The 15,887-nt window shown below is 69.2% G+C and carries 15 protein-coding genes; 10 read left to right on the forward strand and 5 right to left on the reverse strand.

Annotation, left to right across the window (positions count from 1 at the left end):
- Positions 1-150: 150 nt before the first annotated feature.
- From ACY34J_RS01740 to ACY34J_RS01755, 4 genes are all read left to right on the forward strand, one after another.
- Positions 151-960 carry a Tat pathway signal sequence domain protein gene (locus ACY34J_RS01740; RefSeq protein ID WP_462724470.1) on the forward strand — a complete coding sequence of 270 codons (810 nt, stop codon included), beginning with the start codon at positions 151-153 and terminating at the stop codon, positions 958-960.
- Between the two features lie 73 nt (positions 961-1,033).
- Entirely contained in the window at positions 1,034-2,332 is a 1,299-nt protein-coding gene (locus ACY34J_RS01745; RefSeq protein WP_462724471.1) for a copper amine oxidase, read from the forward strand.
- A 132-nt stretch (positions 2,333-2,464) separates the two neighbouring features.
- Positions 2,465-3,700: an SAV2148 family HEPN domain-containing protein gene (locus tag ACY34J_RS01750; RefSeq protein ID WP_462724472.1), complete on the forward strand. Its 1,236-nt coding sequence runs from the start codon at positions 2,465-2,467 to the stop codon at positions 3,698-3,700.
- A gap of 109 nt (positions 3,701-3,809) precedes the next feature.
- Complete coding sequence (locus ACY34J_RS01755; RefSeq protein ID WP_462724473.1) at positions 3,810-4,553, forward strand: exonuclease domain-containing protein; 744 nt, start codon at positions 3,810-3,812, stop codon at positions 4,551-4,553.
- Positions 4,554-4,623: 70 nt separating this feature from the next.
- Here ACY34J_RS01755 and ACY34J_RS01760 read toward each other — a convergent pair whose 3' ends face one another.
- Complete coding sequence (locus ACY34J_RS01760; RefSeq protein WP_462724474.1) at positions 4,624-5,523, reverse strand: phosphotransferase enzyme family protein; 900 nt, start codon at positions 5,521-5,523, stop codon at positions 4,624-4,626.
- 71 nt (positions 5,524-5,594) lie between these two features.
- On the opposite strand from ACY34J_RS01760, the gene ACY34J_RS01765 reads away from it, so the two are divergent.
- Both ACY34J_RS01765 and ACY34J_RS01770 read left to right on the forward strand, forming a co-directional pair.
- Positions 5,595-5,951 carry an rRNA adenine N-6-methyltransferase family protein gene (locus ACY34J_RS01765; RefSeq protein ID WP_462724475.1) on the forward strand — a complete coding sequence of 119 codons (357 nt, stop codon included), beginning with the start codon at positions 5,595-5,597 and terminating at the stop codon, positions 5,949-5,951.
- A 131-nt stretch (positions 5,952-6,082) separates the two neighbouring features.
- Complete coding sequence (locus ACY34J_RS01770) at positions 6,083-7,027, forward strand: CDP-alcohol phosphatidyltransferase family protein (RefSeq protein WP_462724476.1); 945 nt, start codon at positions 6,083-6,085, stop codon at positions 7,025-7,027.
- A 75-nt stretch (positions 7,028-7,102) separates the two neighbouring features.
- Here the strand turns inward: ACY34J_RS01770 and ACY34J_RS01775 are convergent, their stop codons facing one another.
- Positions 7,103-8,428, reverse strand: coding sequence for an IS4 family transposase (locus ACY34J_RS01775; protein WP_462724477.1), 1,326 nt, complete (start codon positions 8,426-8,428; stop codon positions 7,103-7,105).
- A 595-nt stretch (positions 8,429-9,023) separates the two neighbouring features.
- Here ACY34J_RS01775 and ACY34J_RS01780 point away from each other — a divergent pair.
- The 4 genes from ACY34J_RS01780 (at position 9,024) to ACY34J_RS01795 (ending at position 13,350) form a co-directional block, all read left to right on the forward strand.
- Positions 9,024-10,217 (forward strand): S8 family peptidase, encoded by a 1,194-nt coding sequence (locus ACY34J_RS01780; RefSeq protein WP_462724478.1) that lies wholly within the window; start codon positions 9,024-9,026, stop codon positions 10,215-10,217.
- 313 nt (positions 10,218-10,530) lie between these two features.
- Positions 10,531-11,601, forward strand: a complete 1,071-nt coding sequence (locus tag ACY34J_RS01785; protein WP_462724479.1) for a glycosyltransferase family 2 protein — start codon at positions 10,531-10,533, stop codon at positions 11,599-11,601.
- Between the two features lie 52 nt (positions 11,602-11,653).
- A complete protein-coding gene (locus ACY34J_RS01790) occupies positions 11,654-12,199 on the forward strand; it encodes a DUF1697 domain-containing protein (protein WP_462724480.1) in 546 nt (181 codons plus the stop codon).
- Between the two features lie 284 nt (positions 12,200-12,483).
- The gene (locus ACY34J_RS01795) at positions 12,484-13,350 is read left to right on the forward strand and encodes a peptidoglycan-binding protein (protein ID WP_462724481.1); all 867 of its coding nucleotides are present in this window, start codon (positions 12,484-12,486) and stop codon (positions 13,348-13,350) included.
- 9 nt (positions 13,351-13,359) lie between these two features.
- Here the strand turns inward: ACY34J_RS01795 and ACY34J_RS01800 are convergent, their stop codons facing one another.
- From ACY34J_RS01800 to ACY34J_RS01810, 3 genes are read right to left on the reverse strand one after another with little or no spacing between them, the layout of a single operon-like run.
- The gene (locus tag ACY34J_RS01800) at positions 13,360-14,112 is read right to left on the reverse strand and encodes a sirohydrochlorin chelatase (protein ID WP_462724482.1); all 753 of its coding nucleotides are present in this window, start codon (positions 14,110-14,112) and stop codon (positions 13,360-13,362) included.
- Between the two features lie 22 nt (positions 14,113-14,134).
- A complete protein-coding gene (locus ACY34J_RS01805) occupies positions 14,135-15,061 on the reverse strand; it encodes an ABC transporter permease (RefSeq protein ID WP_462724483.1) in 927 nt (308 codons plus the stop codon).
- Positions 15,048-15,848, reverse strand: coding sequence for an ABC transporter ATP-binding protein (locus ACY34J_RS01810; RefSeq protein ID WP_462724484.1), 801 nt, complete (start codon positions 15,846-15,848; stop codon positions 15,048-15,050). Before ACY34J_RS01810 ends, ACY34J_RS01805 begins: the two co-directional genes overlap by 14 nt.
- Between the last annotated feature and the right edge of the window lie 39 nt (positions 15,849-15,887).

Genomic DNA, 15,887 nt, shown 5'->3' on the forward strand with positions numbered 1-15,887 from the left:
AGCCGCGCAGTTGTGGGGCACTTTCGTCAGATCTTCCTCGAAAGAGGGGCAACCTCCTACGACTCGGGCTCGTCCTACCGGGTGACCGATGCATACGCCGTATGCAGCCAGCAGGGGAGCTGGGGAAGCAGGGGGAGCATTGTGCGCAGGATGATGCACCGCCACCTGGGCAAGGTGGTGGCGGGTGCGGCCATCGCGGTGACAGGGACCGCGGTGATGATCGGAGTGACGCTGCCGCGGGACGCCGGTGCCGCGGACGGACCCGGCGCGCGCGCCGGAGCCCAGGGCCAGGCGTCAGGACAGGGGCAGGGGGACGGCCAGGCGGAGCAGCAGCCCGGCGTCGTCGAGCAGGACGCCCCTGCGGGCGAGCAGGGAACGGGCCGCGACGCGCTGACCGATGACGAGCTGCAGCGCGCGGAGCGGTTGGCGCTGAACCCGGGGCTGCGCTCCGCGGCCGAGAACGTCAGGGGGCGTACGGGACCGCAGTGGCTCAGCACGGACCTCGCGGAGCTGCGGCCCTCGGAGGTCGACGACACCTCTCCGCCGCGCCGCGCCGAGGTCTCGTACTACGACTACGAGCACGACACGCTCGTCATCAAGACCGTCAATCTGTCGACCGGCAAGGTCGAGGAGACCGGCACCCGGCACGGTGAGCAGCCGCCGCCGACCCGGGCCGAGGCGGCGGAAGCCGTCCGCGTACTGCTGGGCAGCCCGCTCAGCGACGGGCTGAAGCAGGACTACCGCGACGCCACCGGCAAGGCGCTCAACGACCCCGGCCAGCTGGAGACCACCGGCATGATCTACCGGGTCGACGAGGAGAACAGCGGACCGGCCGGACTGCGCGAGTGCGGCAAGCACCGCTGCGTACGGCTGTTCCCCAAGGTCAAGAACGGCCCCTGGATCGACACCCGGCAGCTGGTCGTCGACCTGAGCGCCCGCACCGTGGGCCGCATCCACTAGTCCCCAGACGCGACACGCGACCAACGCGACACGCGACAGACTCGACAGACGCGAGAAAGCGGAGTCATCACCCATGCGTGAAGGAACCATCAGCCGTGCCCGTACGCGGGTGTCGGCGGCCGTCGCCGCGGCGGTGCTGGTCGGCGGCGCGGCAGCCGCGGCGGGCCCGGCAGGGGCGGCCCATGCGGCGCCCAGGGCTCCCCAGGCGCCGGCGGCTGCCGCGGACTGCAGCGCCGGCTCCCGGATCGAGCAGACGCTCTCCGGCGGCACCACCTGGCGGATGTGCTGGCACTACGAGAGCAAGGCCGGTCTGGTCCTGGACAAGGTCAGCTACCAGCCGAAGGGCGAGGCACGCCCGATACCCGTGCTCACCACCGCCAAGCTCGCCCAGATCCATGTGCCGTACGACAACGGGTCGGCCGAGTACGACGACCTCACCAGCGCCGGCTTCGGTGAGGGCGTGCAGAACCTCGGCCCCCAGGAATGCCCCGGCGGCACCCTCAAGAAGGTCGCACTGCCGCACATGACCGCGGTCAACGGCCTGTGCACCACCACCCGCGCCCGCGGGCACGCCTACCGCGCCGCCTCTGACACGAGCGACAAGGTGTGGTCCGCCCAGGGCAAGGACATGCTCGTCTACAGCGTCAACAAGGTCGGCTGGTACGAGTACATCACCGAGTGGCGGTTCTCCGACGACGGCACGATCTCCGCCCAGGCCGGCGCGACCGGCAATCTCTCCCCCTTCGACTACGACTCCTCCGACGGCCGGGGCTGGCCGATCGGCAAGGGCGCCCGGAGCTACGCCGTCAGCCACAGCCACAACGTCTTCTGGCGGCTCAACTTCGGCCTCGACGGCTCGCCGAACGCCAAGGTGCAGCAGTTCGACGCGGCCACCACCACCCGCCCGGGCCAGACCCCGACGACGAAGACCACGCGTACCGACGTCACCAAGGAACTGGCGGGTGACACCGCTGCGCAGCGCTGGTGGCGAGTGGTGAGCACCGCGGGCAGGAACAAGGACAACCACCCGCGGTCGTACGAGATCGTCCTCGGCCGCACCGACAAGTACTCCGGCCGGCCCTACACCAGGCACGACGTCTACTTCACCGAGTTCGACAAGTGCCAGCAGTACGCGAGTCACAACCGCAGCTGCCCCGGCACCAGCGTGGACAAGTGGGTGAACGGCCAGACGCTCAAGCACCCGGTCGTCTGGGTCAACGTCGGCTTCCACCACGTGGCGCGCGACGAGGACCAGGCGCCGATGCCCGTCCACTGGCAGGGCTTCCAGCTCGCGCCGCGCGATGTGACCGCCATGAATCCCCTCACCCCGGCGGAACTTGCCGGTCAGAACGGACAACCGACTGGCCAGTGAGGGCAGTTGATGTTCACCCGGTGCATTTTTCCGGGTGAACATTCCCAGACCCCCTGGTTCAGCGTGCACCGCCTCCCGCCCTCGCAGTACCCTTCCTTGATCGAACGGCCCGGGGCGGAAGGCGGTACACAAGTGAGCTCGGGCGGGCTGGAGCTGCCCCCTGGTGACGGAGGTCACGAGGGCGGCGCCACAGAGGTCCCACCCGGCGCGGTGTCCCTGGCGCGGCCGATGGAGATCGGAGCAGAACTGGACTGGGGCGCCGACGCGTGGGCCGAGGTGCGCACCCGCGCCCGACGGGCCGGACGGGCCTACATCTGGCTGAACCTCGTCGAGCAGCGGCTGCGTGCGGTCGTCGCCGCGGTGCTCAGCCCCATCTACGAGCCGGTGCACGGCGATGAGTGGGTGGTGGCCGCGGCCGGGCCGGCCGGGCAGGAGTGGGTACAACGGGCCGTCGCCGTACGCGAGGTCAGCCGGCGCAAGGGGTATCTGCTCGACCCCGCCGACGACAATGTGCTGAGCTTTCTCACGCTGCCGCAACTGCGCGAGCTGATAGTGCAGCACTGGCCGTGCTTCGAGCCGTATCTCGACGACCGCCGGGAACTCGAACTCGCCCTGGACGAGCTGGAGGTGGCCCGTAACATCGTCTCGCGGAACCGGGCGCTGTCCCAGACGGTCCTCGCCCAGGCCGAGCGCGCCTCGGCCCGGTTGCTGGAGATCCTCGGCACCGGCGCCGCCACGCCGTCGGCCGACCGGCTGCCGGTCGACGCGGTGGAGGACCTCGTGGGGGACCGGTACGCGGACGTTGTGGGCATTCACACCGACCGCGTACGGCTACAGCGGCAGCTGCCGGCCGAGGACCTTTTCGGCGGCGCCCGGCGCCTCGACGCGATCGGCATAGGCCTGAACCTGCTGGTGCAGAACTACTCGGGGCGGCGGCTCGTGCGGCTGATCGAATCCGGCTGCCGGACCCGGCTGCTCTTCCTCAACCCGGCGAGCAGCGCGGTGCGCCGCCGCGAGCGCGAACTCGGCCTGAAGAAAGGCGAGCTGAGCCGCTCCGTCGAGATGAACATCATGCACGTGCGGCGGGTCCGGGCACGGCTGCGGGACACCGGCGGCTTTGAGATCCGGGTCTTCGACGAGACGCCGCGCTTCACCGCCTACCTGGTCAACGGGGACGGCGCGGACGGGCTGGCCGTGGTCCAGTCGTATCTGCGGCGGGCGCGGGGCATGGAAGCCCCGGTGCTGGTGCTGCGCGCCGGTGGCCGGGATGTGGTGCAGGAACGCGACAAGGACGCTGAAGGCGGCCTCTTCCAGACCTATCGGGAGGAATTCGAGAGCGTGTGGGCGGACTCCCGGGCCGTGTCCTGACCGCATGCGGCGGGCAGCCGTCGGCCGGCGGTGGATCGACTGTCAGTGGTGCATGGGAAGGTGAAGTGCACACCGGGGGGAAAGCACCATGAATGAGGGGGGCCGCCGTATGAGCTGGCACCGGAAGCTGCTGGTCGGCTTCGACCTGGAGACGACGGGCACCGACATCCAGGCCGATCGCATCGTCACCGCGGCACTGGTCAGGCTGGAGCCGGATGCAGGGGTCTCGCAGGAGCGGACCTGGCTGCTCGACCCCGGAGTGGTCATTCCGGAACAGGCTGCGGCGATCCACGGCATCTCGACGGATCGCGCCCGCAGATACGGGCTTCCCGCCGCTCCCACGATCGAGGAGATCACCCAGGCCGTCGCGCAGGTGCTCCGTACCGGTACACCGCTGGTGGTCATGAACGCGCGGTACGACCTCTCCCTCCTCGACCGCGAGTGCCGGCGGTACGGCATCGAGCCGCTGTCGGAGCGGTTGGGCGCCACGCCGTATCCCGTCATCGACCCCTTGGTCCTGGACAAGCACGTCGACCGGTACCGGAAGGGGAGGCGCACTCTCCAGGCGCTGTGCGCCCACTATCGGGTGCCTCTCGAGGGGGCCCACGACGCACGGGCCGACGCGGTGGCCGCGGTGCGCGTGGCTCGGCGGATAGGTGAGGAGCACCCCGCGGTCGGGGCCGTACCGCTGGCGGAGCTGAGCGACATCCAAGTGCGGGCGGCAGCCGAGCAGTCGGCCTCTCTGCAGAGCTATCTCCGGCGTACGTCCGACCCGTCGGCGTACATTGAGCCTGCCTGGCCGGTGATCCCCGCACAGAGGCTGACAGCGGAACCGGCTTCCGAGGGCACGTGAGCGGCCACCGCCGGACGGCAGTTGGCCGCTGGGGCACCCTGCCGTCCTGAGCCCGCCGAAGGACGGCCGTTCAGAAGGTGTGCCAGCGCACCGTGGGATCGTCCTGTCGCAGGGACGCGATCCGGCGGCGGAACTCGGCGAGGGCTGCCGGATTGGCGGGTGCGTGCTGGGCCACCCAGGCGCAGCTCGCGATTTCGCGGGCGCCGCGCAGGACCGCGCACCCCTCCCAGTCCCGTACATCCCAGCCGTAGGCCGCGGTGAATGCGGCGTACTCCCCTTCGGGCAGGCCGTAGCGGTCCTGGGTCAGCGCCATCACCACCAGGTCGTGCTCGCGCAGGTCGTGCGAGAACGTCTCCAGATCGACGAGCAGCGGCCCGCGCGGGCCGATATGGACGTTGCGCGGCAGCGCGTCGCCGTGGATGGGTCCGGGCGGCAGCTGCGGCACGAGCTTCGCGGCGGCCGTTGCGAATTCCTTCCGCCGCCCGCGCAGAAACGCGGCGTCGGCCGGGTCGATCGCGTCGCCGGCGAGCCGCAGCCACCGGTCGACACCACCCAGCAACTCACGCCGTGGCAGCGGGAATGGCGGCGCGGGCAGCGCGTGGACGAGCCGCAGCAGCTCGGCCAGGTCACGGGCGCCGGCGGGCCGAACCGGCTCCGGAAGCCGCTGCCAGACGGTCACCGGATGCCCGTCCACCAGCCGTGCCTCCGGCTCGGCGGGCTGTACCGCGGGGACACCCTGCTCGGCGAGCCAGGCCGCGATGCGCAGTTCGCGGCGTACGCGCTCCAGCAGCTCGGGGCTGCGGCCGATACGGACGACGGGGCCGCGGGTGCCGAGGGCGAAGACGGCGTTCTCGCCGAGCGCGAGCAGCCGGGCATCGGCCTCCTCGGCCGGGTGCCCGGCGGCGGCGAGCACTCGCCGCGCCCGCTCCTGCGTGAACCCCTCACCTGCCGTGCTGCCCCGCACACCCACCTCCGTGCTCCTCACCCGCGTCTGAGCAGTCAGTCTCTCAGCCGGTCCCGGCCTGCGGCCCCTGCAGTCCGGTGAGGCCGCGCCTGCCCGGCCGCGTCCGGCGCAAGGAGTTCCGGCCGGTCCCGCGCGTCGACGCGGGCATTCTGCGCATCGAGCGCAGGCCGCGACCTCTGCTGCCGCGGGACGTGCTCGCTGGCTACGAGCAGCTGGTGGCGCTCGGCTTCCCGGGCGTCGGTGGGGCGCTGTACGCTTCGCTGCGCCGTGCGTACGGCGCCCGCGGGCTCGACGCGGCCTTCCGCGTCGCCCGGCTGGACCGGACGGCGGTCGTCGCCCAGGCGACCCCGGATCAGTGGCTCACTCTGGTCTCATACCTCATCCAGCGCACGTCCGCACCTGCTCCGCACCAGAGGCTCGGTGCCGGGGCCTGAGACTGCCATCGACTCAGGCACAAAGGCAGACCGTTACCCCAGGTCAAAGGTTGCACGGGACGAATCTTGTACTTCAGGTGACGACATTCCTAACGTCAGGTAAATCAGTCTTTCCTCACCGGAAGTTGGCCATGCCCAAGGACATACCGCCCCTTGCCGAGGTGCGCCGCAGGACCGAGAAGAAGCGTGACGCCTGGTGGACCGTGCTGCTCGTGGATCCGGTCGCCACCCCTCTTGTCCGCTGGACGGCGAAGTGGACGCGCATCACTCCGAACCAGATCACCTGGTTCGCGCTCCTCCTCGGCCTCGGTGCCGCCGGCTGCTTCGCGGTGGGCGGTTGGGGCTGGCTGCTGACCGGCGCCGCGCTGTACCACGCGAGCTTCATCCTCGACTGTATGGACGGCAAGCTCGCGCGGCTCACCGGCACTGGCTCGGTCTTCGGCGCCTGGCTGGACTATGTCTTCGACCGGATGCGTGTGCTGGCCTGCGCCGTGACGCTGATGGGTGGTCAGTACGCCCGGACCGGCGAGGTCGGCTATCTGTGGCTGGCGCTCGTCGTCGTCTTCCTCGACATGCTCCGCTACGTCGACGCCCTGCAGATCTTCAAGATCCGGCATGGGATGCGCAAGCAGATCAAGGCGCGGGCCCGCGAGGCGCGGCGCGCGGAGGACGAGCGAGAACTCGCCTTCATGGAGGACCTTCTGAGGGAGAACCCTGAAGCCGACCTCCAGCAGGAGGAGACCGTGGCGGAGGCAGTGGGTGCGCAGGAGCCGCAACCACAAGGCGTTGCCGCGGTCGTCGATCTGCATCAGGAGTTCCGGCACCGCTTCCCCTGGTACCTCCGCGTCCGCTCCTTCCTGCTGCGTCACCGCATCCGTACGCATCTGGTGAGCGGCATCGAGTTCCAGATGGCCGTGTTCATCGTCGCCCCGGCGGTCGACGCCGTGGCCCGGGTGACCGTCGGAGCGGCCGCTTTGTTGCTGGTTTTCGAGCTGGCCATCATCTACAAACTTCTGCTGTCCACACGGGACTTCACGCGCACGCTCGAATCGTTCGAGAAGGCGAAGGCGGCCTGAAGCGGCGACTGCGGCGAAGGCCGGGAGCCCAGGGGCTAGTGCCAAGGCCGTGAAGTTTGCGGCTGGGCTGGGTTGTCAAGGGCTGGCGGCCGCGAGGATTTCGATGCTGGTGGTGGCTTTGTAGCTGGTCCGGTCGATGCGGGAGCCTCGGGCCTGGTATTTGGATATGGCGCGTTTGACGATCCGGGGACTGATCCGCAGGCGCCGTGCGGGCAGCAGGCCGGCCAGGACATGTCGGCCGATCGTGCCGGCCAAGTCGATGACAGTGTCGGCGATGACGCCCGCGGCCAGGATGATCTGGTCGCGGGCGGCCTGCCAGGCGATGGTGAAGCCGGCCCGGTCCGGATCGGTGCCGGGCCGGGTGCTGGTTGCATCCGCCATGGCCGTCCGTAGCAGCTGGTAGACCACCAGCAGCGCGTAGATCTCCTGCTCGACGCCTTCGGGGGTGCGGGCCCGCAGGACGCGGCCCCCCAGCATGGTCGACTTCAGTTCCAGGTAGGCGGTTTCGATCTCCCAGCGCTGGTGATACAGGGCGGCGAGCTCGGCTGCCGGGTGGCGGTGGTGATCGAGCAGGGTGGTGGCCAGCCGGTAGAGACCGGTGTGCTTCCCGGAGGTGGTGGTGATGGTGATCTCGCAGTCGACGACGCGAACCCGTACCGGTCCGAGCGTCGAGAGGTAGGAGCCGTCCCGGCAGCGGGCCAGGACCGGCATCCGGCGGCCGTTCTTGAGCCGGACCAGGACCTCGCTTCCGGTGGCCGCAATACCGGCCACCAGTTTCTGGGCGGCGAAGTTGCGGTCGGCCAGCAGGATCACCCCCGGCCGGAGGCTGGACAGCAGGCGCGGGGCGTAGGTGGTCTCGCCCGAGGTGGTGGGGCCGAACACCGCATCGATGAGGGTGCGGGTGCCGCAGGCGACCAGGGCGAGCAGGCGGATCTGTGGGTAGCCGGTCCCGCCGTGGTTGCCCGCCTGCTTGGTGAACCTGGTCAGGACGGCGGGACTGTCAGGCACGGTCATGGTGGTGCCGTCGAGCGCGACCACCAGCAGCCCGCGCCAGTGGGTCTGTGGTCCGTGCGGGGTTGCGGCGGGGCCGCGCAGCAGGTCGAACAGCCACCGCAGCGGCTTGCTGCCGACGCGTCGGCGGGCCTGGGCCAGCGCGCTCGCCGTGGGCGCGACCAGCGGTAGGCCGACGAGCGCCCCGGTGAGCTTGCGCCACACGCCGGGGTATCCCACCTCCGGGAACAGGCACGCGGCCAGGACCAGGTAGATCACGACCCGGGAGGGCAGATCCCGCAACCGCGACTGCACGGCCCTGGTGGCGCTCAGCGCCTCGTCGACCATCTCGAAGGGCACAAGCTGGGTGAGTTCACCGAGATGACCGGGCGCAAACCGGCCTCCGGCCACCGTGACGGCACGGGTGATGGCAGACTGTCCGGACAGCGGAGCCTCCGGTCTTTGTGAACGGCTGTCTTGGTCGACTGCAGTTCTACCGGGGCTCCGCTCTTCATGTCCGGCCAAACCCTCACCTACAGGCCCCTGGACAACCCGCGAGACCCGTTAACTTCACGGCCTTGGGACTAGTGCCGCGTCAGCCAGGGTCTGCCCCGCTCGCCGCCCTGGCACGGCCATCTGCTGCGTTGCCCGATCGACCGAGCAGGCCCACTACGAGGCCGATCCGGCGCCTTGCAGCTGACCGCACCAGGCCACCTCGCTACCGGGCAAACCCTGGCTGACGCGGCACTAGTCAGCCGATTTGAGTCCATAAGTGACTTTTTTGTGAACGGAGTTGAGGTCCTCCGCCTCAACTCCTGCCCCATTTTAGCTGGATTTATATTTATGAAACCTTGTTATTTAAATAACAACGGCCAGTCGGTATTGCTTTGCACGGGTCAATCCGCAAGGGTTTTCGAGCCTCCCGGGCGCAGATCTTCCTGTGGACCGGGGGTGATTGCAACAAACGCTTCAACCCCCCACACAGCACACGAGGAGCCACCTCTTCATGGCTACACACAAGCGTTACAGCAAACGTCGGCTCACCGTGGCGATATCCGCCGCCGCCGCCGTGATCGCCGGAGGCACCTTCATCGCCCTCCCCGCGGGCGCCGCGCCCGCCGAGGGCAAGATCTACGGCGCGAACGCCGAAGGCGCCGTCACCGGCAGCTACATCGTCCTGCTCGACCACAAGGCGGACAAGAGCGACCTCGCCAAGGAGTACGGCGGCAAGCTCAAGGAGAACTACTCCTCCGTCAACGGCTTCTCCGCGAGCGGCCTGAGCGAGACCGAGGCCAAGCAGCTCGCGGCCGACCCGTCCGTGGACAAGGTCGTCCAGAACAAGAAGTTCACCATCAACGCCACGCAGGACAACCCGCCGTCGTGGGGTCTGGACCGGATCGACCAGGCCGACACCCAGGGCGACAAGAAGTACAACTACCCGGACGGCGCGGGTGAGGGCGTCACCGCGTACGTCATCGACACCGGCGTGCGCATCAGCCACAAGGACTTCGGCGGCCGGGCCTCCTACGGTTTCAACGCCGTTGACGGCAGCGACAAGGCCGAGGACGACAACGGCCACGGGACCCATGTCGCCGGCACCATCGCCGGCACCGAGCACGGCGTCGCCAAGAAGGCCAAGATCGTGGCCGTCAAGGTCCTGGACGGCCAGGGCTCCGGGACCACCGAGCAGGTCGTCGCCGGTATCGACTGGGTCACCCAGAAGCACCAGGGCCCGTCCGTCGCCAACATGAGCCTCGGCGGCGGCGCGGACGAGGCGCTCGACGCGGCCGTACAGAAGGCCATCGCTTCCGGCGTCACCTTCGCGGTCGCGGCCGGCAACGAGTCCACCGACGCAGGCCAGGGGTCCCCGGCGCGGGTGAAGGAAGCGATCACCGTCGCCTCCAGCACCATCGACGACAAGCAGTCCGACTTCTCCAACTTCGGCAGTGTCGTCGACGTCTACGCCCCCGGCTCGGACATCACCTCCGACTGGAACGACAGCGACGAGGGCACCAAGACCATCTCCGGTACCTCGATGGCCACTCCGCACGTCGTGGGAGCCGCCGCTGTCTACCTGGGCAACCACAAGGACGCCACCCCCGGCCAGGTGGCAACCGCCCTGACCGAGGGTGCCACGCCGGACAAGATCTCCAACCCGAGCCAGGGCACCCCGAACAAGCTGCTGAAGGTCGTGGAGTAACCCTCACCGTCCTTCCCACGGTCCCGGCCGTCGCGTCCACCCCCACAGGGCGCGGCGGCCGGTCTTGTTCTTCGATGTCTGACTGGGAGTTGGGGGTGTCGGCGTCGCCGAGTTATCCACAGGCAGTGACGGATCGAAGCGAGGATCGGCCTTAACGGCTACCGTCGGTGATGAACACACGCCAGGAATGAGACGCAGGGGGATGAGATGCACGGGGGTCTGCCGTTCATCGGCTTCAGCACCATCGTCTACGGCGTGATCGGGCTGGCCACCGTCATGGCAAGCGGCGTTCTGAAACTCGGGGGAATCAAGCATGCGAAGCGTCACTGTCATCGTCCCGGCCCACAACGAGGAGCAAGGCCTGCCGGCGACGCTGGAATCGGTCTTGCGGCAGACGGTTTCGGCGGACAAGGTCATCGTCATCGACGACGGCTCGTCCGACCGCACCGGAGAGGTGGCGGCGGCGTACGGCGTGACCGTGCTGAGACCGCCGAGCAACCTCGGCAGTAAGGCGAGGGCGCAGAACTATGCGCTGCCTCACTGCGACACCGATCTGGTGCTCGCGGTCGACGCGGACACGGTGCTGGCCCCGGACTACATCGAGCGGATCACACCCGCCTTCGACGATCCGAACGTGGTGGTCGCGGCGGGCACTGTGCAGACCCGCTACACGCGCACGGTGTGGGAGCGCGGGAGATCTGTCGAGTACCTCTTCGGATTCCACTGGCACCGGCCAATCCAGAACCGCGCCAACAGCCCCATGGTCTGCTCCGGTTGCTGCTCGGCGTTCCGGCGTGCGGACCTGGTCGCCTTCGGAGGGTTTCCCGAGCGCACCATCGTCGAGGACATGGACTTCACCTGGTCTCAGCAGATCGAGGGCCGACGAGCTGTCTACGTCGGTGACGCCGTCGCCTGGGCAGCCGACCCCGAGACCCTGACCTACTTGCGGAAGCAGGTGTGGCGGTGGATGGCCGGGTTCTGCCAGAACGTCCGGCTGCACATGGGGCGGCTGGTCATCAGGAAACCTCTGCTCGCCCTGTGGGTCCTCCTCGCGCTGCTGGAGATCATCACGGCGCCCCTGTGGTGGGCCACTCCGTTCGTCCTCGCGGCGACCACGGGGCAGTCCTTGGTCCTGGCCCTCGCCTGGTGGGCCGGTGCCGAAATGCTCCTCACCGCACCACCCCTGGTCTACGCGGCGCGAAGGCGGAAGCTGTCGGTTCTCCAGGTGCTGCTGAACATCCCCTCCGTCTACCCGACCAAGGTCGTCAATCTCTACTACGCATGGAAGGGACTCATCGTCGAACTGCTTCTGGTGCCTCTCCAGCTCGCCCGGGGGCTGACCGTGTACGAGAAGGGCCGCCCGCCTACGCCCCACGCAGCGTGATGAGCAGATACCGGGTCTCTATAGACCATGGGGTTTCCTTTAGGGTTCCGCCGTGACGACGACATATGTGGCGCTGCTGCGCGGAATCAATGTGGGCGGGCACAAGAAGGTCCCGATGGCGCAGCTGCGCGACCTGCTGACCGGCCTGGGGTACGAAAACGTCCGTACGCTGCTGCAGAGCGGAAACGCCGTCTTCACGGGGCCGGAGCAAGACCCCGTCCAGCTTGCGGGGGAGCTGGAGTCGGCGATCGCGGAACACTTCGGCTTCGAGGTCCCGTGCTTGGCGCGCACCGCCGTGAACATACGGGCGGTGGCCGACCGCAATCCCTTCCCGGCCGGTTCGTTCGACCCGGCGCAGCTCGTCGTTGTCTTCCTCGGGAAACCGTCCGGCCTCGAACGGCTGGACACCCTCGAGCCGGAGGTGTTCCTCCCGGACGAGTTCCGCGCCGGCGAGCAGGAGGTCTACCTCCACTGCCCAAGCGGCCTTGGCCGCTCGCGCCTCGCCGACACCCTCGGCAAGAGCAGCTTCTATGGGACGACGGCCACGGCCCGCAACTGGAACACCATCAGCAAGCTGTTGTCGATGACGGAAGGCTGACGGCCGGGCGGCTCAAGGAGGACCCCCTCCGGCTCGCATGTGAGCGTGGAGGGGGGACATCCGATTGCCGCCTGGGCCCGCCACAACTGCGCCAATACCGCGACGATCACGAGTGAGACGGACCACTCCGGGGCAGGGGAAAAATGAGCGCGCAACCGAACTCGAATGGCTGGCGTCGTTCACCAGTGATCGAACAACTTGGGGCTCAGTAGCCTCAGTTGAGCCAATGGACAGCCGAACCAGCGGCTGTCGCAGGACCCTTGACACGACGGGGGAGAGACACCATGGCCAGGAGCGGCCCGCAGAAGTACCCGGGCGCATCCACCGCGTACTGGTGGCAGTCGCGTTACGGCGGCGACGCGATGGAAACCAACGTCATCGTGTGGCACTCGACGGAGGGCACCAGCCTGCCGGACTACGGCGGCGGTGCGTCCGCGCCCAACTTCACCGCCAAGCCGGACTTCAAAGGCCAGCGGCTGGTCTGGTACCAGCACTTCGACTTCGACACCTCCGCGCGCGCCCTGGTGAACCGGCCCGGCGGGGTCGAGACGAACACGCTGAACGTGTGCCAGGTCGAGATCGTCGGCACCTGCGTCCCGGCCACGCACCGCAAATGGGGATCGACCAAGCACCTGTACATGCCGGAGCTGCCGGACTGGGCGATCCGGGACCTGGCCGACTTCGCCAAGTGGGCTCATGACCAGCACGGCGTTCCGCTGACCTCTGGGGTGGCCTTCAAAGCGCCGGGCGAGGCCAGGCGCATGTCCTTCTCGGAGTGGAACGCCTACCGCGGCCACTGCGGGCACGAGCACGTACCCGAGAACGACCACTCCGACCCTGGCGCGCTCCCCATGGCGCGGATCCTGGCCGCGGCCAAGGACAGCTCCGGCCCCTCCCAGCCCAAGTACGAACCTTTCCCGGGCACGGCCTGGTTCAAGAGGGAGCCGAGGTCGGCGATCATCACCGCGATGGGCAAGCGCCTGGTAGCGGAGGGCTGTGGCAGGTACGAGGAGGGCCCGGGTCCGCAGTGGACCGATGCCGACCGCAAGTCCTACGCCGCGTGGCAGCGCAAGTGCGGGTTCAGCGGCAGTGACGCGGACGGCTGGCCTGGTGAGACCACCTGGAACAAGCTGAAGGTCCCCAACGTCTGATACCGGGGATCAGGCGCTGATCGCCGTCAGCCGCGGCAGGCGCGCCTCGTCGTAGCGCCGCAGCAGAAGCCGGGCCAGCTCAGGCGCGGGCCCGAGGACGTCGGCCAGTACGTCCGCCCCGGCCTCCTGCGCGCCGCGCGCGATGCGGTCGGGCAGAAAGCCGGGCGCGATGACGTACGGCGCGACGGCCACGCGCCGGGCGCCCTCGGCGCGCAGCTCCCGTACGGCGTCCTCGGTGCGGGGCAGAGATGCGGAGGCGAACGCAGGCCGCACGGCGCACCAACCGGTGAGCCGCCACTCCCGCGCGATATCAGCGATCACTGCGATCGCCTCCGGGTCGGAGGAGCCCGCCGAGGCCAGCACGACCCCTGTCGAGCGTCGGTCGCCGGGGCGCACCCCGGCTTCGTACAGCCGCCGATCCAGGGCGGCCGTGAGGAGAGAAGACGGGCCGAGCACATCGGCCTGGCGCAACGACAGTTGGGGAAGGCGCGCCGAGGCCTCCCGCAGGACCGCCGGGATGTCGGCCTTCGCGTGGAAGGCGCGTGTCAGCAGCAGGGGAAGTGCGACCACGTCCTGCGCTCCCTCTGCCGCGAGCCGCTCCAGCACCTGGGGCACGCTCGGCGCGCAGAAGTCCAGATAGCCGGTCTCAACGCGCAGCCCCGGCCGCAGCGACCGTACGCGCTCGGTGAGCGCGGTGACGGTCGCCGCGTGCCGCGGATCGCGGCTGCCGTGGGCGACGACGAACAGTACGGGAGCGGTCATGCGATGGACTCCGTGGGTCCGTTCAGCGGGGGGTGCCCAGCAGGCCGCGGCTGCGCAGCACGCGACGCTCGAGCGGACTGAAGAGCAGCAGATCGATGGCGATGCCGACGAGGAGGATCAGCAGAATACCGAGGAACACGCCAGGCATGTCGAAGTTGTTGCGACCGTTCTCCAGGAACTGCCCAAGGCCGAGGCCCAGATCAGGCGAGGAGGCGATGATCTCCGCGGCCATGAGCGAGCGCCAGGAGAACGCCCAGCCCTGCTTGAGTCCGGCCAGATAGCCGGGCAGGGCGGCGGGCAGCACGATGTGCCGGACGCCGCGCAGCCCGGTGGCACCGAGCGTCCGCCCGGCCCGCAGGAACAGCGGCGGTACCTGGTCGACCCCGGACACCAGGCCGTTGGCGATGGAGGGAACGGCGCCGAGCAGGATCACCGCGTACATCATCGAGTCGTTGAGGCCCAGCCAGATGACGGCGGGCGGCACCCAGGCGACCGACGGCAGCGACTGCAGGCCGGACAGGATCGGTCCGATGGCGGCCCGTACCGGCTTCACCCGGGCGATCAGCAGGCCGAGCGGAGTACCGATGGCCAGCGCGGCCAGGAAGCCGAGCAGACCGCGCGAGACACTCGTCCAGATGATGTCGAACAGCGTGCCCTGGAGCCACAGGTCCCGCACGCTCTCCCAGACCGCCGTCGGGTCGGGCAGCTTGTAGTCGTCGGTGACCTTGGCCAGAACGAGGAGCTTCCAGACGGCCAGTACCAGGGCGATGGCCAGGACGGGCGGGAAGACCTTCTGGGTCAGGACCTGGGTCAGGGGCGTACGGCGGACCTCCACCGTGTCCAGCGCGTCCAGGCCGGCTTCGAGCCCTGCCAGGTCCTGGGACGCCTTCTTGCCGGGCTCGGTGACCTTGTCGGTGGTGGCGTCGAGGATTGTCTCAGTGCTGGCCATGACGGCGGATCTCCCCCCGGAGCTGTTCGGTGATCTCGATGGACAGATCGGCGACCGCGGCGTCCTCGATGCGACGCGGCTGCGGGATGTCGACCGTCCACTCGCGCGCGATGCGGCCCGGCCGGGAGGACATCAGGATGACGCGCTGGGCGAGCCGTACGGCCTCGCGGACGTTGTGGGTGACGAAGAGGACGGACAGGCGGGTCTCGTCCCAGATACGGGTCAGCTCGTCGTGCAGCACATCGCGGGTGATGGCGTCGAGTGCGGCGAACGGCTCGTCCATCAGCAGCAGCTGGCTGTCCTGGGCGAGCGCCCGGGCCATCGCCACCCGCTGCCGCATACCGCCGGACAGCTCGTGCACCCGCTTGCCATAGGCGCCCTTGAGGCGTACGAGCTCCAGCAGCCGCTCGGCCTCGTCGCGGCGTTCGGGGCGCGGCACCCCGCGCAGCCGCAGCGCGAGCTCGATGTTCCTGCCCGCGGTCAGCCACGGGAACAGGGCGTGCTCCTGGAACATCAGGGCCGGCCGGCCCCCGGGGGTCTCGATGCCCCCGGAGGTCGGCTTGTCCAGCCCGGCGACCAGGTTGAGCAGGGTGGACTTACCGCAGCCCGAAGCCCCCAGGAGGCAGACGAACTCACCGGGGGCGACATCGATACTGATGTCGTCCAGCACCAGTTGCCGGGCGCCGGGGCGCCCGAACGCCTTCGACACATGGTCGATGCGGGCGGCGTACGGAACCGAGAGGTCCGAGACATCCTCGGTGTGCTGCTTGCTGAGTGCGGTGGCCATGGGCGTCACCTCCTGGGGCGCTGCTACGGGTTGGGAGCG

Source organism: Streptomyces sp. HSS9-12, assembly GCF_054963655.1.

What these genes read in the sequence shown, in the direction of transcription:
- ACY34J_RS01785 (WP_462724479.1), top strand. Translation starts at nt 10,531, where the DNA reads ATGCGAAGCGTCACTGTCATCGTCCCGGCCCACAACGAGGAGCAAGGC.
- ACY34J_RS01745 (WP_462724471.1), top strand. Translation starts at nt 1,034, where the DNA reads ATGCGTGAAGGAACCATCAGCCGTGCCCGTACGCGGGTGTCGGCGGCC.
- ACY34J_RS01795 (WP_462724481.1), top strand. Translation starts at nt 12,484, where the DNA reads ATGGCCAGGAGCGGCCCGCAGAAGTACCCGGGCGCATCCACCGCGTAC.
- ACY34J_RS01805 (WP_462724483.1), bottom strand. Translation starts at nt 15,061, where the DNA reads ATGGCCAGCACTGAGACAATCCTCGACGCCACCACCGACAAGGTCACC.
- ACY34J_RS01755 (WP_462724473.1), top strand. Translation starts at nt 3,810, where the DNA reads ATGAGCTGGCACCGGAAGCTGCTGGTCGGCTTCGACCTGGAGACGACG.
- ACY34J_RS01800 (WP_462724482.1), bottom strand. Translation starts at nt 14,112, where the DNA reads ATGACCGCTCCCGTACTGTTCGTCGTCGCCCACGGCAGCCGCGATCCG.
- ACY34J_RS01780 (WP_462724478.1), top strand. Translation starts at nt 9,024, where the DNA reads ATGGCTACACACAAGCGTTACAGCAAACGTCGGCTCACCGTGGCGATA.
- ACY34J_RS01740 (WP_462724470.1), top strand. Translation starts at nt 151, where the DNA reads ATGATGCACCGCCACCTGGGCAAGGTGGTGGCGGGTGCGGCCATCGCG.
- ACY34J_RS01810 (WP_462724484.1), bottom strand. Translation starts at nt 15,848, where the DNA reads ATGGCCACCGCACTCAGCAAGCAGCACACCGAGGATGTCTCGGACCTC.
- ACY34J_RS01770 (WP_462724476.1), top strand. Translation starts at nt 6,083, where the DNA reads ATGCCCAAGGACATACCGCCCCTTGCCGAGGTGCGCCGCAGGACCGAG.